Below are 14,739 nucleotides of genomic sequence, written 5' to 3' on the forward strand. Positions count from 1 at the left end.
CTGCCCCGCACACCAGGGCGGCACCGTCGCCCTGCACGGCCCCGACTTCGCCGCCGACCCGCACGCCGTCTACCGGCGGCTGCGCCGGTACGGCCCGCTCGCCCCCGTGGAACTGGCACCGGGAGCACACGCCACCCTGGTCACCGACTACCGGGCCGCCCTCGAAGTCCTGCGCAGCCCCGACCGGTTCGCCAAGGACGCCCGCCGCTGGCGCTCCCTGGCCGACGGCCGGGTGGCCCCGGACAACCCGGTCCTGCCGATGATGGCCTACCGGCCCAACTGCCTGTTCTCCGACGGCGACGCCCACCGCCGCTACCGCCAGGCCGTCAGCGACAGCCTCGACCGCATCGACCCCAACGCCCTGCGCGGCTATGTCGAGCGCAGCGCCGACGCCCTCATCGACCAGTTCACCACCGCCGGCCAGGCCGACCTGCTCGGCTCCTACGCCAAGGTCCTGCCGCTGCTCGTCTTCCAGCAGCTCTTCGGCTGCCCGCCGGAACTCGGCGACCGGCTGGTCGAGGGCTTCTCCGGCATCTTCGATGCCGTCGACGCCGAGCGCGCCAATGAGCTCATCACCGGCAGCCTCGTCGAACTCATCGCCCTCAAGCGCCGGACGCCCGGCGCGGACATGACGTCCTGGCTGATGGCCCACCCCGCCCAGCTCACCGACGAGGAGATGCTCCACCAGCTGGTCGTCCTCATCGGCGCGGGCACCGAGCCCCAGCAGAACCTCATCGCCAACGCCCTGCGGCTGCTGCTCTCCGACGACCGTTTCGCCGGCGACCTGGCCGGCGGCAGCACCCCGGTCGAGGACGCGCTCGACGAAGTCCTCTGGCTCGACCCGCCGATGGCCAACTACGGTGTCCACTATCCCGTCGAGGACCTGGACTTCGCGGGCACCCGGCTGCGCGCGGGGGAGCCGGTCGTGGTCAGCTTCGCCGCCGCCAACACCGACCCCGCCCTCCACTCCGACCAGCGCACCGGCAACCGCGCCCACCTCGCCTGGAGCGCCGGACCGCACCACTGCCCCGCCAAGGACCCCGCCCGGCTGATCGCCGCCGCGGCCGTCGAGCGGCTCCTGGACCGGCTCCCCGACCTGGAACTCGCCATACCGGCCCGTCGGCTGGCCTGGCGGCCCGGCCCCTTCCACCGCGCCCTGGCCGCCCTGCCGGTGCGCTTCCCGCCGGTACCCGTGCCCGTCCACCCGCACCATCCGTCCCCGTACCAGCCAGCCGAGCCCCCAGGAGACAGCCGATGGAACGCCGGCCCCGCCCCGTCTCGATCGACCCCTCCGGCCGGGACATCCACGCCGAGGCCGCCCGCATCCGCGCCCACGGCCCGGCGACCCCCGTGGAGCTCCCTGGCGGCGTGGTGGCGTGGGCAATAAGCACCCAGCCCCTGCTCAAGCAGCTGCTCACCGACCCACGGGTCTCCAAGGACCCCCGCCGCCACTGGCCCAAGTGGATCAACGGTGAGATCTCCCCGGAGTGGCCGCTCTTCACCTGGGTCGCGGTGCAGAACATGTTCACCGCCTATGGCGACGACCACCGGCGGCTGCGCTCCCTCGTCGCCAAGGCGTTCACCGCCCGCCGCACCGCCGCCCTGCGCCCGCGCATCGAGCGGCTGGCCGCCGGCCTCCTCGACAACCTCGCCGCCACCGAACCCGGCGCCACCGTGGACCTGCGCGAGCGCTACGCCTATCCCATCCCCATCCAGGTCATCTGCGAGCTCTTCGGCGTCGCGGACGAGGCCATGCGCGAGGGGCTGCGCCGCTGCGTCGACTCCGTCTTCCACACCTCGGCCGACCCCGACGAGGTCACCGCCACCTACGCCGAGCTCCATCAACTCCTCGGCGACCTGGTCGCCGGCAAACGCGCCACCCCCGGCGACGACATGACCAGCGCTCTGATCTCCGCCCGCGAGGAGGAGGGCGACGCCCGCCTGACCGAGCAGGAACTCGTGGACACCCTGCTGCTGGTGATCAGCGCCGGGCACGAGACCACCGTCAACCTCCTCGACAACGCCATTCACGCCCTGCTCACCCACCCCGGCCAGCTCGCCCTGGTCCGCGACGGCAAGGCCGGCTGGGACGACGTGATCGAGGAGGCGCTCCGCGTCGAGGCCCCCGTCGCCAGCCTGCCCCTGCGCTATGCCGTGGCGGACATCGAACTCGACGGCGGCACCATCCTGCGCAAGGGCGACGCCATCGTCGCCGCCTACGCCGCCGCCGGCCGGGACCCCCAACTGCACGGCACCGACGCCGGCCGATTCGAGGTGACCCGCGCCACCAAGGACCACCTCGCCTTCGGCCACGGCGTGCACTACTGCCTCGGCGCGCCCCTCGCCCGGCTCGAGGCGGCCATCGCCCTGCCCGCCCTCTTCGGCCGCTTCCCCCACCTCACCCTCGCCGTCGCCCCCGAGGAGCTGGAGCACGTGGACTCCTTCATCTCCAACGGCCACCGGTCCCTGCCCGCCCGGCTGCACGGCTGACCGGAGGCCGCGCCCCTACCGGATTCCGCGGGATCGGGTGGCGGTGGGGCGCAGTCAATACGGAACCCTTACGATCCTCTGTTGTGTCCAAACTGACCGACCTCCCGAAACGGATCCTCATCGGGCGGGCGCTGCGCAGCGACAGGCTGGGAGAGACCCTTCTCCCCAAGCGCATCGCACTCCCCGTCTTCGCATCCGACCCCCTCTCCTCCGTGGCGTACGCGCCGGGTGAAGTACTGCTCGTCCTGTCCGTGGCGGGAGTGTCGGCCTACCACTACAGCCTGTGGATCACCCTCGCCATCGTCGCCCTGATGGTCACGGTCGTCGCCTCGTACCGGCAGACCGTGCACGCCTACCCCAGCGGCGGCGGTGCCTACGAGGTCGCCACGACCAACCTCGGCCGCAGGGCCGGGCTCTCCGTCGCCAGCGCACTGCTGGTCGACTACGTCCTCACCGTCGCGGTGTCGGTCGCCTCCGGCGTGGAGAACCTCGGCTCGGCCTGGCCCTTCGCCGTCCAGCACAAGGTGCTCGTGGCACTGGTCATCATCGCCCTGCTGATGGTGATGAACCTGCGCGGCGTCCGGGAATCCGGCACCCTCTTCGCGATCCCCACCTACGCGTTCGTGGGCGGAGTGATCCTCATGGTCTTCTGGGGCGGCTTCCGCGGCCTGGTCCTGGGCGACTCCATGCGCGCCCCCACCGCCGGCTACCAGATCCACCCGGAGCACGCCGGACTGGCCGGACTCGCGCTGGTGTTCCTGCTGCTGCGTGCCTTCTCCTCCGGCTGTGCCGCGCTCACCGGTGTCGAGGCGATCAGCAACGGCGTCCCCGCCTTCCGCAAGCCCAAGAGCAAGAACGCCGCCGCGACCCTGTCCCTGATGGGCCTGCTGGCGATCGTGATGTTCGTGGGCATCATGGCGCTGGCCATGACCACCAAGGTCAAGATGGCCGAGAACCCGGCGACCGACCTGCTGGTCAACGGCAAGCCGGCGGGCGCCGACTACACCCAGAACCCGGTCATCGCCCAGGTCGCCGAGGCCGTCTTCGGCAGCGGTTCGGTCGCGTTCGTCTTCCTCGCAGCCGCCACCGCCCTGGTCCTCTTCCTGGCCGCCAACACCGCCTACAACGGCTTCCCGGTGCTTGGCTCGATCCTCGCGCAGGACCGTTTCCTCCCGCGCCAGCTCCACACCCGCGGCGACCGGCTCACCTTCTCCAACGGCATCGTGCTCCTCGCCCTGCTGGCGGGCGCCCTGATCTATGCCTTCGGCGCGGACTCGACCAAGCTGATCCAGCTGTACATCGTGGGCGTCTTCGTCTCGTTCACCTTCAGCCAGGGCGGCATGGTCAAGCACTGGAACCGCCACCTGGCCGCGGAGACCGACCGGGCCGCCCGCCGCCGCATGCACCGGGCGCGCGCCATCAACGCCTTCGGCATGGTCTTCTCGGCCCTGGTCCTGGTCATCGTCCTGCTGACCAAGTTCACGCACGGCGCGTATGTCGCCGTCCTCGGCATGGTCGGCTGGTACGCGGTGATGACCGCCATCCGCCGCCACTACGACCGGGTCGCCGAGGAGATCGCCGCCGAGGAGGGCGCCGGTGACGATGTGGTGCGCCCCTCCCGGGTGCACTCCATCGTCCTGGTCTCGAAGATCCACAAGCCCACGCTGCGCGCCCTCTCCTACGCCAAGCTGATGCGCTCGTCCGGTCCCCTGGAGGCGCTGAGCGTCAATGTCGACACCGCCGAGACCAAGGCGCTCCAGGCCGAGTGGGAGCGCCATGGCATCGACGTACCGCTGAAGATCCTCGACTCGCCCTACCGCGAGATCACCCGGCCGATCATCGATTACGTCAAGAGCCTGCGCAAGGAGAGCCCGCGCGACGCGGTCAGCGTCTATATCCCGGAGTATGTGGTCGGCCACTGGTACGAGCACCTGCTGCACAACCAGAGCGCACTGCGGCTGAAGGGCCGGCTGCTCTTCACCCCGGGCGTGATGGTCACCTCCGTGCCCTGGCAGCTCGACTCCTCCGAGGCGGCCCGCCGCCGCGCCCGCAAGCGCGCCGAGTGGAACGCCCCCGGCTCGGTGCGCCGCGGCCCGGTCGGGCCGCCGAGGAAGGAGAAGACCACCACCAGGAAGTAGCGCACCGGCCGGTGGCTCATCGGCCGGTGGCTCATCGGTCGGTGGCTCATCGGTCGGAGTGACGGGCGGGCTGGACGTAGACTGAGCGGCTGTTGTCCAGCCGCCCCACCCACCTCAGGAGCTCTTCCACCATGCAGACGGAACCGACGAAGTCGCTGGTCGGCCAGGAGTACGAGGTAGTGGTCGGCCCGGTCGCCCACGGCGGCCACTGCGTGGCCCGCACCGAGTCGGGACGGGTGCTGTTCGTACGGCACGCCCTCCCCGGTGAGCGCGTCGTCGCCCGGGTCACCGAGGGCGAGGAGACCTCCCGCTACCTGCGCGCCGACGCGGTCGAAGTCCTCGACCCGGCCAAGGACCGCGTCGAGGCCCCCTGTCCCTTCTCCGGCCCCGGCAAGTGCGGCGGCTGCGACTGGCAGCACGCCAAGCCGGGTGCCCAGCGCCGGCTCAAGGGCGAGGTCATCGCCGAGCAGCTCAAGCGCCTCGCGGGCCTGACCCCCGAGGAGGCGGGCTGGGACGGCACGGTCGTGCCGGCCGAGGGCGACAAGCTCCCCGCGGGCCAGGTCCCCGCCTGGCGCACCCGCGTCCAGTACGCGATCGACGCCGAGGGCCATGCGGGCCTGCGCAAGCACCGCTCCCACGAGGTCCAGGTCATCGACCGCTGCCTGATCGCCGCCCCCGGCGTCACTGAACTGGGCATCGAGCGGCGCGACTGGCCGCAACTCGCCTCGGTCGAGGCGATCGCCGCCTCCGGCTCCGGCGACCGGCAGGTGATCCTCACTCCCGAGCCGGGCGGCCGCCTCCCCATCGTCGAACTCGACAAGCCCGTCTCCGTCCTGCGCGTCGGGGAGTCCCACGGACGGGAAGGCGCCCAGCGCATCCACCGCGTCCACGGCCGCCCCTTCGTCCGCGAGCGCGCCATCGGCCGCACCTGGCGGGTGGCCGAGGGCGGCTTCTGGCAGGTCCACCCCAAGGCCGCCGACATGCTGGTCGAGGCCGTGATGCAGGGCCTGATGCCCCGCAAGGGCGACATGGCCCTCGACCTCTACTGCGGCGTCGGCCTCTTCGCGGGCGCACTCGGCGAACGAGTGGGCGACAAGGGCGCCGTGCTCGGCATCGAGTCCGGCAAGCGCGCCGCGGAGGACGCCCGCCACAACCTCCAGGACCTCGACCGCGTCCGCATCGAGCACGGCAAGGTCGAGCAGGTCCTGCCGCGCACCGGCATCGACTCCGCCGACCTCATCGTCCTCGACCCCCCACGCGCGGGTGCGGGCAAGCAGACGGTTCGCCGGCTGGCCGGCCTGGGCCCGCGCCGCATCGCGTACGTGGCGTGTGACCCGGCGGCCCTGGCGCGGGACTTGGCGTACTTCGCGGAGGCGGGGTACAAGCCGGTGACGCTGCGGGCGTTCGATCTGTTTCCGATGACGCATCATGTGGAGTGCGTCGCGATTTTGAAGCCGCTGGCGAAGGACGCCTGACCTGCAGGTTTCCCGGAGAGGCGGTTGGCGGCTGGAGAACCAGCCTCCTTCAGGCGTCGCGAATACGACGCCCTGGTGCTGCTGCCGTCGATGCGGAGTTGATTGCGGATTGCCATGGGTCTCAGGCCTTGCCGAGATCTTCCAGAAGGAGGTCGAGAGTGGCTTCCTCATGGAGGGCGATGCCCAGGGCGCTCATCGCAGGAGCCAGGCCCGGATCCCAGTCCGCTGCTACGGGCTGGCCGACGAGTGGGAGCCGGGGAACGCTCTGGGACTGGCTGTGGGCGGCAAGTTGTTCGTAGTCCTCGGCGGTCAGCCGCCAGGGACGGGCGCTGTAGCGGTGGATGATCCGGTTGGCCAATGCGACGCCGGGCCAGTCGAAGTCGCCGTGATAGGCGAAGCGGCAGTCAGCGGCAGCGAGGGTGTCGAGGAGGCTGAGTACCACCGTGGCGGAGCTCCCGGACGTGCAGACGAGTGGCTGAGAGCAGGCAGCGTCAGCGGCGGCTTCCACTACGCGGGGGTTCTCACAGATACGGATCAGGGTGCCGGGCGGCAATGCCAGCTGCAGGTCGCGCAGGTCGCGCAGGGTGAGGTGGGTTTCCGAGTGGTGCAACGCCCTTTCTTGCAGGGCGCGTTCGCGCCAGCCATCCCCTTCCGGCCGTAGTCCGTAGGTGAGCACGGTGCTGGAGACCTCGTCCGGAGTAACGGCTGCCAGGCGCCACAGGGCGCGCCGCCCGGCGGCGTTGTCGGGGAGCTCGGCGCCATGGGCGAGAGCGATGCCTCGTTGGACGAGTCGGGCGAGCCACGTCCCGTCGTCCAGACCGTGCGCGGATCCGGTCGCTTCTGCGGCCAGTTCTCCACGACCGCGTGCACCTGACCGTTCTTGTCCGAGAAGCACGGTGAGCACGTGCACGGCTTGCCGGAGAGTCCGGACCGCGGTCTCCGGGGTGACCCCTCGGGGCACACCCACGCGTCGGAGCTCGTCGTACCACTGACGGGCCCAGGCCTCCGCGCGTAAGGGCGAGGCATTCAGGCATGCCGCGACCGATGACCACACCTGCTCGCGCCGGGCTTCGGCACCTGCCCGGACCGCGCGACGATCGGTCAGCGGTGGCCCGAGGGCACAAAGGGTCTCGACCAGCCCGAGGCCGACGGCCGAGTCACGGAGCCGCGTATCCAGTGCGTCGAGTCGTACGGTCACCGTGCCACTGGTCAGCGTCCTGCCCAACAGCTGGGACAGGGCGGTCCTTTCCTGAGCCTGGAGCCCGGTCATGCGCAGTGCGCCGGTGGCCTGCAGGCCGTTGCCCTCCAGGCGCTTGCGGGCCGCGTTCCACAGGCGGTCGAGGCCCGGCCCGGTCAGCCAGTCACGTGTCCCGGCCGGGAGCGCGCTCATACCGACACCAGGCGCCGTTGGCGGCCGTTCCATGCGTAGTGCAGGGTGGCCACACCGCGTACGTGGGGATCACGAAGGCACTCGTAGATGTCCAGGGAAGGCACCTCGGGCCAGTTGCCCATGAGCCGTTCGCTGGTGAGGACGAAGTCCAGATCGAGATCGACGAGGATCCGGCCCAGTCGCCCATGGGTGGGCTCGTCGACCTTGGCGAAGGCGTCGTCGAGGAGGATCAGCCGTGGCGCGTGCGGTGTGGCTTCGCCGAGAGTCGTGAAGTGGGCGGCGGCCGCGGCGAAGAGCACAAGGTAGGAGAGCACGCGCTGCTCGCCCTGGCTGAGCCCGGTGCGGCCGGTGAGTCTGCGTTTGCGGCCCGGGGTTGCATCCTCGACCACGAAGATGTGGAAGCGGAACCAACCACGGTATTCCAGGGCAGTGCGCAGATGTGCGGCATAGCCGGCGGACGGATCGGCTCTGCGGGCATCCTCGACCCGCCGCTGAAGCACCTCGAGAAGCCGCTCGGTCTGCTCGCGGGTCCGAAGCCCCGAGGGGCTGCGCAGTAGCTCGACGGCTGCTTGCACATCGGCATCGGCATCGTCGTCGAGCTTCCATTGCAGCTCCACACCGAGACCGTGTGACGTGCGCACGGTCTTCAGCGTGCCGTTGAGGGCGGCGACCAGATTCGCGGCGGCGATGACCTGCGCCGACAAGTGGTCGCCGAGTTCGCCCGCGAGGAAGCGCTGGAAGACTTCACGTTCCCGCTCGGTGAGCCGACCGCGGGCCACCGCTGCCTGGTCGGCTATCCGTTCGCCGACGAGCGCGACATCGTGGGAGCCGTGGTCGTCGAGCAGTCGGCAGACTTTGATCCCATCCAGCTCTTCGAGCTGCGCGTCGTACCCACCGGCGAGTTGGTCACGAAGCTCGGTGTGCCGGTTGAGCAATATGCTGTCCGACACGTCGCTCTTCGGCTGGTCGAGACGGCCCTTCACGGCGTCGGCGAGCTCGCGCAGCGCTCGTATCCGGATCCGGGCATCTGCCATGGGTTCGCCCTCGGGGGGCTCGGGCAAGGCCGATCGCTCCACCCCCGCGCCGCGCAGCACCTCCGGCCTGGCGAGCGCACGACGCAGCGTGCTCCCGGTCTCGATGACCGCGGCTTCCTGTGTCACCAACTGCTCGCGGTGACTTCCTTCCTTCTCCTCGGCACGAACTCTCTGGTCGTGGAGCTCGCCCAGGGCGCGCTGGGCTTCCGGCATGGCACGAGCGGCAGCTGTGATGCGTTGCCTGGTCTGCTCCTCGCGCGCCAGGATCTCGTCTTCGGTGGATCCGATGGTCTCTTCCAGCGTATGGAGGGCCCGACGTGCCGGGCGCAGTTCATCGAGGCGGAGCTGATAGTCGCGCGCCGCCCCCAGGCGGTCAGCGTGAGTGCGCTCGTACGCTGTGAGTTCGGCTCGGCTACTGCCGAGGTCTGCAGTCGTGCTGCGGATGGCCCGGCTCAGGTGCCCGATGCCACCTTGCAGGGTTGTCAGCGCCGTCCGTACCCGCGACAGGGCGTCGGGATCGGCCGGGAGATCGTGGGCGGTCGCGGTCGCCTCTGCTTTGCCGCGAGCGGCAACGGCACGAGTGCGGGCCTCCTCGGCCGCGCGTGTGGCGTGGGCCGCCTTGCCACTCAGGGTCCGCACGGCGGACTCCGCGTCCTCGACCTGGGACCAGGCACGAGCCAGGCGCCGTGCTTGCGGGAACTTCCGCAAACCGAGGGCAAAGGCCCGACGCCATGACTCGATCTCGCTCAGCCGGCCACGATCGACGGTGAGTTGTTGCTCCGCGTCGGCCAGCTCCTGCTTCAGCTCGGCCAGCTTCCGGCGGCGGGTCTCGGCACGTACGGCAGCACCCACGTACTCGACGCCGTCCTTGAGATGCCGGCCGCGGACGACACCAAGACGCCAACTGCCGTCGTAGTGCACCGCGCCGGCCGCTGTGGTCTTCCCGGCCGACGAGAGCGCGACGGAGCGCAGAACGGACTCGACCTGTTCGGCGGTGATGCCGCTCTCGGGATGCGCGACGGGCCGCAGCGCATCGGCCAGCGTCGGCCCGTCCGGTGCCACTGTCGCCGGGACGAACAGAATGTCGTGTGTGAGCGGATCGAGAACGGTCCCGCCTGTGGTGACCCACGCGTCCAGGATGCCGCTCGCTTCCAAGGCCGCTTCCAAGCCTGCCTGTTCGGCCGGGGAGAGACCTTCGGTGAAATCCACCAGCCGGAAGAAAGGTGCCCCTGTGCCGGGCGCCCGCTTCGCGACGCGGTGGTACGGAACAGGTGGCTCCGGGTCGGTGCGCTGCTCCCATTCCCTCTGCTGCTCAAGGAGCCGATCGCGCTCCTCGGCAAGCTTGCTCACGCTCAGGGCAAGGTCGTCCCGCCGGTGGGTGAGATCCTCGCCGTACGGGTCCAGCACGGCGTGAGCGACCTGCTGAGCTTCCCCATCGATTCCCGCGGGCAGAACTCGTTCCGCGAACGACGCACAGGCTGAGGTCTCACAGCGGACCGCTGCCTGGACAGTGTGCAGCGAAGGACGGTCCGGTCCGATCGCGGCGGATGTACGCTCCGCCCACTCGCCCACCTCATGGGCGTATGCGTCGCTCTCTCCAGCAGCTCGGGTACGGCTCTCTTCGAGACGGTCGGCCGCCTGCTCGACTTCACCCTCCAGACGCTCCCGTTCGGCATCCGCCAGGGAGGCGTCGGTCAGGGCCTTGCGGGCCTTGGCGGCGAGGCCGTCCACTTCCTGCACCATCCTCAGGCGGTGCCTCACCACCGGCTGGGAATTCTCCAGTTGCCCGTGCCATGCCTCCAAGGCCGCTTCGGTGGCCGCCGTGTCCGGCACGATCACCCGTCGGTGACGCACGGTCCGGGTCTCATCAGCAGGACCGGAGAGTTCCAGCTCTGCTGCCCCGCCGAGGTCGTTGTGCCGGAGTGTGACCGCGTCTCCGAGATGGCCTGTCGGCAGACCTGCCTTTTCGGCCTCGGAAAGGAGTTCCCGGTGTTCCGTGGCGAGTTCACCGATTCGCTTTCCCAAGCGCCGGGTACCTTCGGCCAGTTGGTCCGCCGCACTCCCCTCGGCGCGATGTGCGCTCAGCAGGGAGGAGAATGCCGTGTCGGCCGCGGTGTGCAACGCGGTCACCGTGTTGCGGCGCTCGGACAGCTCGGACAGGCTGCGGTATCCCTCACTCGCGTGAAGGGCGTCGAGCTCGGACTGCGCAGCCTGGTGGTTCTCCCGCAAGGTACGGAGACGTTCGTCGGCCTTCTGCTCCTCGATGCGCAGACCGTTCGTTCGCTTGGCGGCATCTCCGGCTTCCCTGCGCCGCTGTGCGAGGGTGTCGAGTTCGCGAATCACGCCGTCGGAGGCTCTGCGCAGAACACCGACCAGGTAGCCGCGATAGTTGGTGAGGAAGGCGCGAAGCGCCGCATCGGTCCGTTCCAGCCGGCCGAGTTCATCCCGTACGGCGTCCAGGTCATGGAGGTTGCGTGCCACTTTCTCCACGATTTCTTCGTCCAGCCCCGGCAGTGTCTCGCTCAGCACGGAGACGAGCCCGCCGGATTCGATGCGATCACCGATGGTGGGGCGTCGCAGCCGGTGCAGAAGCTGGGTGAGGTTGCGATAACGGGTCGTGTCAGTGATGCCGAAAAGCTCGCGGGCGACACGGGACCGATGCTGAACGGCTCGCTCCGTCACATTGGCCGCGCCGATTCTTTCCTTGAGCCTGTCGACCGACAGCGGCTTGCCTCCCTCCACCAGGCAAAGGTCCTCGCCGACCCGGAGCGGGGTGATGAAGAAGGCCGGGACGGCCTTCTTGGCCGACTTTGATGCCCGGATCGCGGCACCGAGGGTGAGGTAACGGTCGTCTCCGTCAGCTGCCGTCATATGGAATTCGACCCACAGATACCCCAGGCGGTTCGTCTGTTCAAAGCCGTCCAGCATCAGCCAGGCGAGAGTGGTCCGGCCGGTGCCCGTCGCGTCCAGGGCCCGGGCATCGCCGTCCAGCAGATAAGGCAGCAGCATCTCCAGCGCCTTGGACTTGCCCGCGCCGTTCTTCCCGCGCAGCAGCAGCCGTCCGTCGCCGAACGAGAACTCCTGCTCGTCGTACTGCCAGACATTGCGAATGCCCGCGCGGTGCAGCCGGAATCGGTGAGCGGAAGGTGCGGCGGAACGCTGCAAGGGAATGGCGGCACTCGAACCCGGGCTCATAGCGGCAGCTCCTGCTGTACGTCGGCATCGGGTGGCCCCCCGACAGCCTGGTGGACGGTGATGCGAGTGGCGTAGCGGGCAGCAGCGGCGAGAAGGACCAGGCCGCTCTCCTGGGCGCGCGCCCCGGTGACTTCGGTGATGGGACGGCCCTCCGGGGCCGCCCCGTCATATCCTTCGGGCAGGCCCTCCCCAGCGGAGCGGAGCGGGCCGGCGCGGGCCACGAGCCGCATGCGGACGAGCAGGTCCAGCACAGCCTCCCGCAGGGCGTCCTGGTCCTCCACATATCCACGCTGCCAGTTGCTGCGCTGCCCGTACTCCGTGACCAGCCCGGCCAGGAGTTCTTTCACCAGACCGTCCGGAACGGCCACCCCGATCACCAGTCGGCCACCGGTCGCCGGGTGTCCTGGTTCCTCGGGCCGCAGCCGTTCCACCAGCTGCTCCAACAGGAGGAGCCCGGCCTGGGCGACGGTTCCCGTACCAGGAAGGTGCAGATCGGTCACCTCCTCCTCCGGGTCCACCAGCACCACGCCTTCGGCCCGGATCTCGGTCTCCAGACCGAGCAGCTCGAAAAACGCCTGGGCTTCACGGCGCTGCCGGGTCCGCAGCCAGTCACGCTCGGCGTCGGTCAGCTCGTCGAGGTAGACAGCCGGTGTCTCCACCAGCATCCGGCGCACGTACGTACGGGGACCGCCGAAACCGGGGTCCGCGGCCCGGCGTACCAGGTCGGCACCGTCCCGGCTCTGCGCGAGCGGACCGGCGACGACAGCACGGGCGATCTCCCGGTCCACCGTGATCAGCGCTTCGCCGCCGTCCTCCTGCGTGACCGCGCCCACGCTGCCTTCGGTCTCCGTGAGCACCCCCCAGTCGACCAGCCGGCGCAACGCCGCCGCCAGGGTCCGCTTCTCCGCTGCCCTGCCGGTGCCCTCCAGCTCAATGCCTGCGTCGGCTGCGGCGGCCTTGATGTCGGCGACCAGCCGTGAGAGCAGTAGCTGCTCGGGGGCCGTCACCAATACGGAGAGCGCCAGGGCGAGGCAGGCGTAGGTGCGTGGAGTGAAGGGCGTGCCCGTGGAACGCTCCAGCCGATGCCCGGTGCCGGTGCCCAGCCCGGCCTTGAACAACCGGGCGTAGGAGGTGTCGACGAGGAGTCGGTAGCCGAGGACCTGCTGGAAGCGCTTCCCAAGCCATTCGGCGTGTCTGCGGATCAGCGGAAACAGATCGGCGTGCGGGCCGTTCGCCGTCACCAGTGGGTGCGCGAGCAACAGGCGGCCGGCACTGCGGCGTTCTGCCGCGAGGGCGACATCGTGCGTCGAAGGGAGTGTCACGATGCGCTCACCCCCGTCTCCCTTCTCTCCGATCCTTCCGAGGCAGCGGCACCTTCGACGGTGAGCTCCAGCTCGTCCAGGAGCAACTCCCCGTCAACGGAGTCCAGCACGGTCTGCGCACCGGGTATGCGCCGAACCGTGAGACGTATGCCAAGCTCCGCGTCCTCGCTGTGCGCAGCATCCAAGGCGAAGCCGTGGGTCTGCCCCGTGCCCGAGCCTTCGGCCCGCCGGAGCTGAGCGTTGCCCAACGCCGTTGCCAGCAGTTCCAGCAACAACGTGAGGGCGGCGGCGGTGAGCCGGACCTGCGCGAAGCGCCCGGAAGCGCTGCGCAGTTCAGCTGCGGCTGCCCGTCTGGCAGCCGCCCGGTCGCGTGCGGCCTGCTGGAGCCGTCGCTTCTGCCGGGAATGGTCCTCAACGGCCGATGCCCGGCCACGCTGGGCGCGGCTGCCCCGCTCGCGGAGCGCTACCGGGACTTCGACGACTGGGCCGGTCCACCAGCTCGTGTATGCGGGCACCACCTCGTCCGGGGCCGGCGGGAAGCTCAGATGCCGAGCGCTGTACAGGCCGAAAGCTGCCACCGCGATGTCATGTGCGTCGTCCGGGGCCGCCTCGTCGAACCACCGGGCGAGGCGTAGCAGATCCTTGCGCCGTGACATCTCACCCGAAGCCGAGCGCAACATTCGCTTGGCGTTCGCGAGCAGCGACTGGAGGGCGCGCAAGGTGGCATCGCGCAGCTGATCGACCTGGCTCCCCTGTCCTTCGACATCGGTGAACCAGCCGAGCAGCCCCTCCCAGTCCGCCATCTCGCGGCCCCGGCTGCGTTGCACTCGGATATCCGGCTGCCCTTCCGGACCGGGCGATGGCACCGTGAGGCCCCGGGCATGAGCATCGAGACGATTCAAGAGGCCGGGAAGCCGTGGCCACAGGCCGTTGAGAACCGCGGCGATCCGGGGCGCACGGAAAGCCACATCCTCCGTGATGGCCTCGACGTAATCCAGCAGCAACTCCTTGAAGCCCTGGTACTCCGCGCCGTCCAGGTCATACCGCGCCAGCACTTGGCCCAGGTAGGCGTAGAAGTCCCTGACCGAGTCCGCGAACTCGGTGAACTGCACAAAGACCGTGCTGACCCGCTCGAGCGCGTCCTGCGGCTCCACTCCGCCAGGCCTCTGGACGAGCTCGGACAGCTCGCGAAGCCCACGCTCGACGAGTGCCAGCAACTCGCTGCTCACCTCGCGGGCAGCGTCCGCTCCCGCCAGGACTGCGTCCGTATCCCGCTGGATCCGCTCGCCCAGCTTGGTCAGCTGGTAGCGAGACCGGGACCGCTGGTACTCGGTGATGCTCGATGCCTTCACGGCGTGGCTGCTGCGAAGCAGGTTGCCCCAACGCACCAGCTGTTCCAGCCGGACGGTAAGCGTCTCGGCATCGAGTCCCGCGGCCGGTCCGCCCGAGTCGGCGAGCCGTGCCGACACATCGGGCACCGCCATGTCGGCCAGGAGCGTCCCGCAGAACACTCGCATGATCGCGACGTGTTCCAGCCGCTCAGGCGCGCTGAGATACGCGTAAGCGGTCAGCCGCTGCCAGGCTCCGTCGTGCTCGGCTCCTGAGGACGGCTCTTGCGACGATTCCTCCATGAGCACGAGGCTACGCATGCGCACTGACAACGGCCGGTGCTTTGTGGTGAAGCCGGTGCGGTTC

General features: G+C 69.9%; 8 protein-coding genes. 4 read left to right on the forward strand and 4 right to left on the reverse strand.

Features of this window, described 5'->3' with window-relative positions:
• Nucleotides 1-31: 31 nt before the first annotated feature.
• The 4 genes from ABCR83_RS10655 to ABCR83_RS10670 all read left to right on the forward strand — a co-directional run bounded on the left by ABCR83_RS10655 (nucleotide 32) and on the right by ABCR83_RS10670 (nucleotide 6,103).
• Complete coding sequence (locus ABCR83_RS10655; protein WP_462694696.1) at nucleotides 32-1,387, forward strand: cytochrome P450; 1,356 nt, start codon at nucleotides 32-34, stop codon at nucleotides 1,385-1,387.
• Nucleotides 1,369-2,490: a cytochrome P450 family protein gene (locus ABCR83_RS10660; protein WP_462694697.1), complete on the forward strand. Its 1,122-nt coding sequence runs from the start codon at nucleotides 1,369-1,371 to the stop codon at nucleotides 2,488-2,490. Before ABCR83_RS10655 ends, ABCR83_RS10660 begins: the two co-directional genes overlap by 19 nt.
• Nucleotides 2,491-2,573: 83 nt before the next feature.
• Complete coding sequence (locus ABCR83_RS10665) at nucleotides 2,574-4,628, forward strand: APC family permease (protein ID WP_462694649.1); 2,055 nt, start codon at nucleotides 2,574-2,576, stop codon at nucleotides 4,626-4,628.
• Between the two features lie 131 nt (nucleotides 4,629-4,759).
• A complete protein-coding gene (locus ABCR83_RS10670) occupies nucleotides 4,760-6,103 on the forward strand; it encodes a class I SAM-dependent RNA methyltransferase (protein WP_462694650.1) in 1,344 nt (447 codons plus the stop codon).
• Between the two features lie 121 nt (nucleotides 6,104-6,224).
• Here ABCR83_RS10670 and ABCR83_RS10675 read toward each other — a convergent pair whose 3' ends face one another.
• Genes ABCR83_RS10675 through ABCR83_RS10690 form a run of 4 tightly spaced genes read right to left on the reverse strand, consistent with a single transcriptional unit; the run spans nucleotide 6,225 to nucleotide 14,675 of the window.
• Nucleotides 6,225-7,493 carry a TIGR02679 family protein gene (locus tag ABCR83_RS10675; protein WP_462694651.1) on the reverse strand — a complete coding sequence of 423 codons (1,269 nt, stop codon included), beginning with the start codon at nucleotides 7,491-7,493 and terminating at the stop codon, nucleotides 6,225-6,227.
• On the reverse strand, nucleotides 7,490-11,722 hold the full coding sequence (locus ABCR83_RS10680; RefSeq protein ID WP_462694652.1) for a TIGR02680 family protein: 4,233 nt from the start codon (nucleotides 11,720-11,722) through the stop codon (nucleotides 7,490-7,492). Before ABCR83_RS10680 ends, ABCR83_RS10675 begins: the two co-directional genes overlap by 4 nt.
• The gene (locus tag ABCR83_RS10685; protein ID WP_462694653.1) at nucleotides 11,719-13,044 is read right to left on the reverse strand and encodes a TIGR02678 family protein; all 1,326 of its coding nucleotides are present in this window, start codon (nucleotides 13,042-13,044) and stop codon (nucleotides 11,719-11,721) included. The genes ABCR83_RS10680 and ABCR83_RS10685 overlap by 4 nt, the downstream gene beginning before the upstream one ends.
• On the reverse strand, nucleotides 13,041-14,675 hold the full coding sequence (locus ABCR83_RS10690; protein ID WP_462694698.1) for a TIGR02677 family protein: 1,635 nt from the start codon (nucleotides 14,673-14,675) through the stop codon (nucleotides 13,041-13,043). Before ABCR83_RS10690 ends, ABCR83_RS10685 begins: the two co-directional genes overlap by 4 nt.
• Nucleotides 14,676-14,739 lie beyond the last annotated feature (64 nt).

The organism is Streptomyces xingningensis (genome assembly GCF_054957865.1).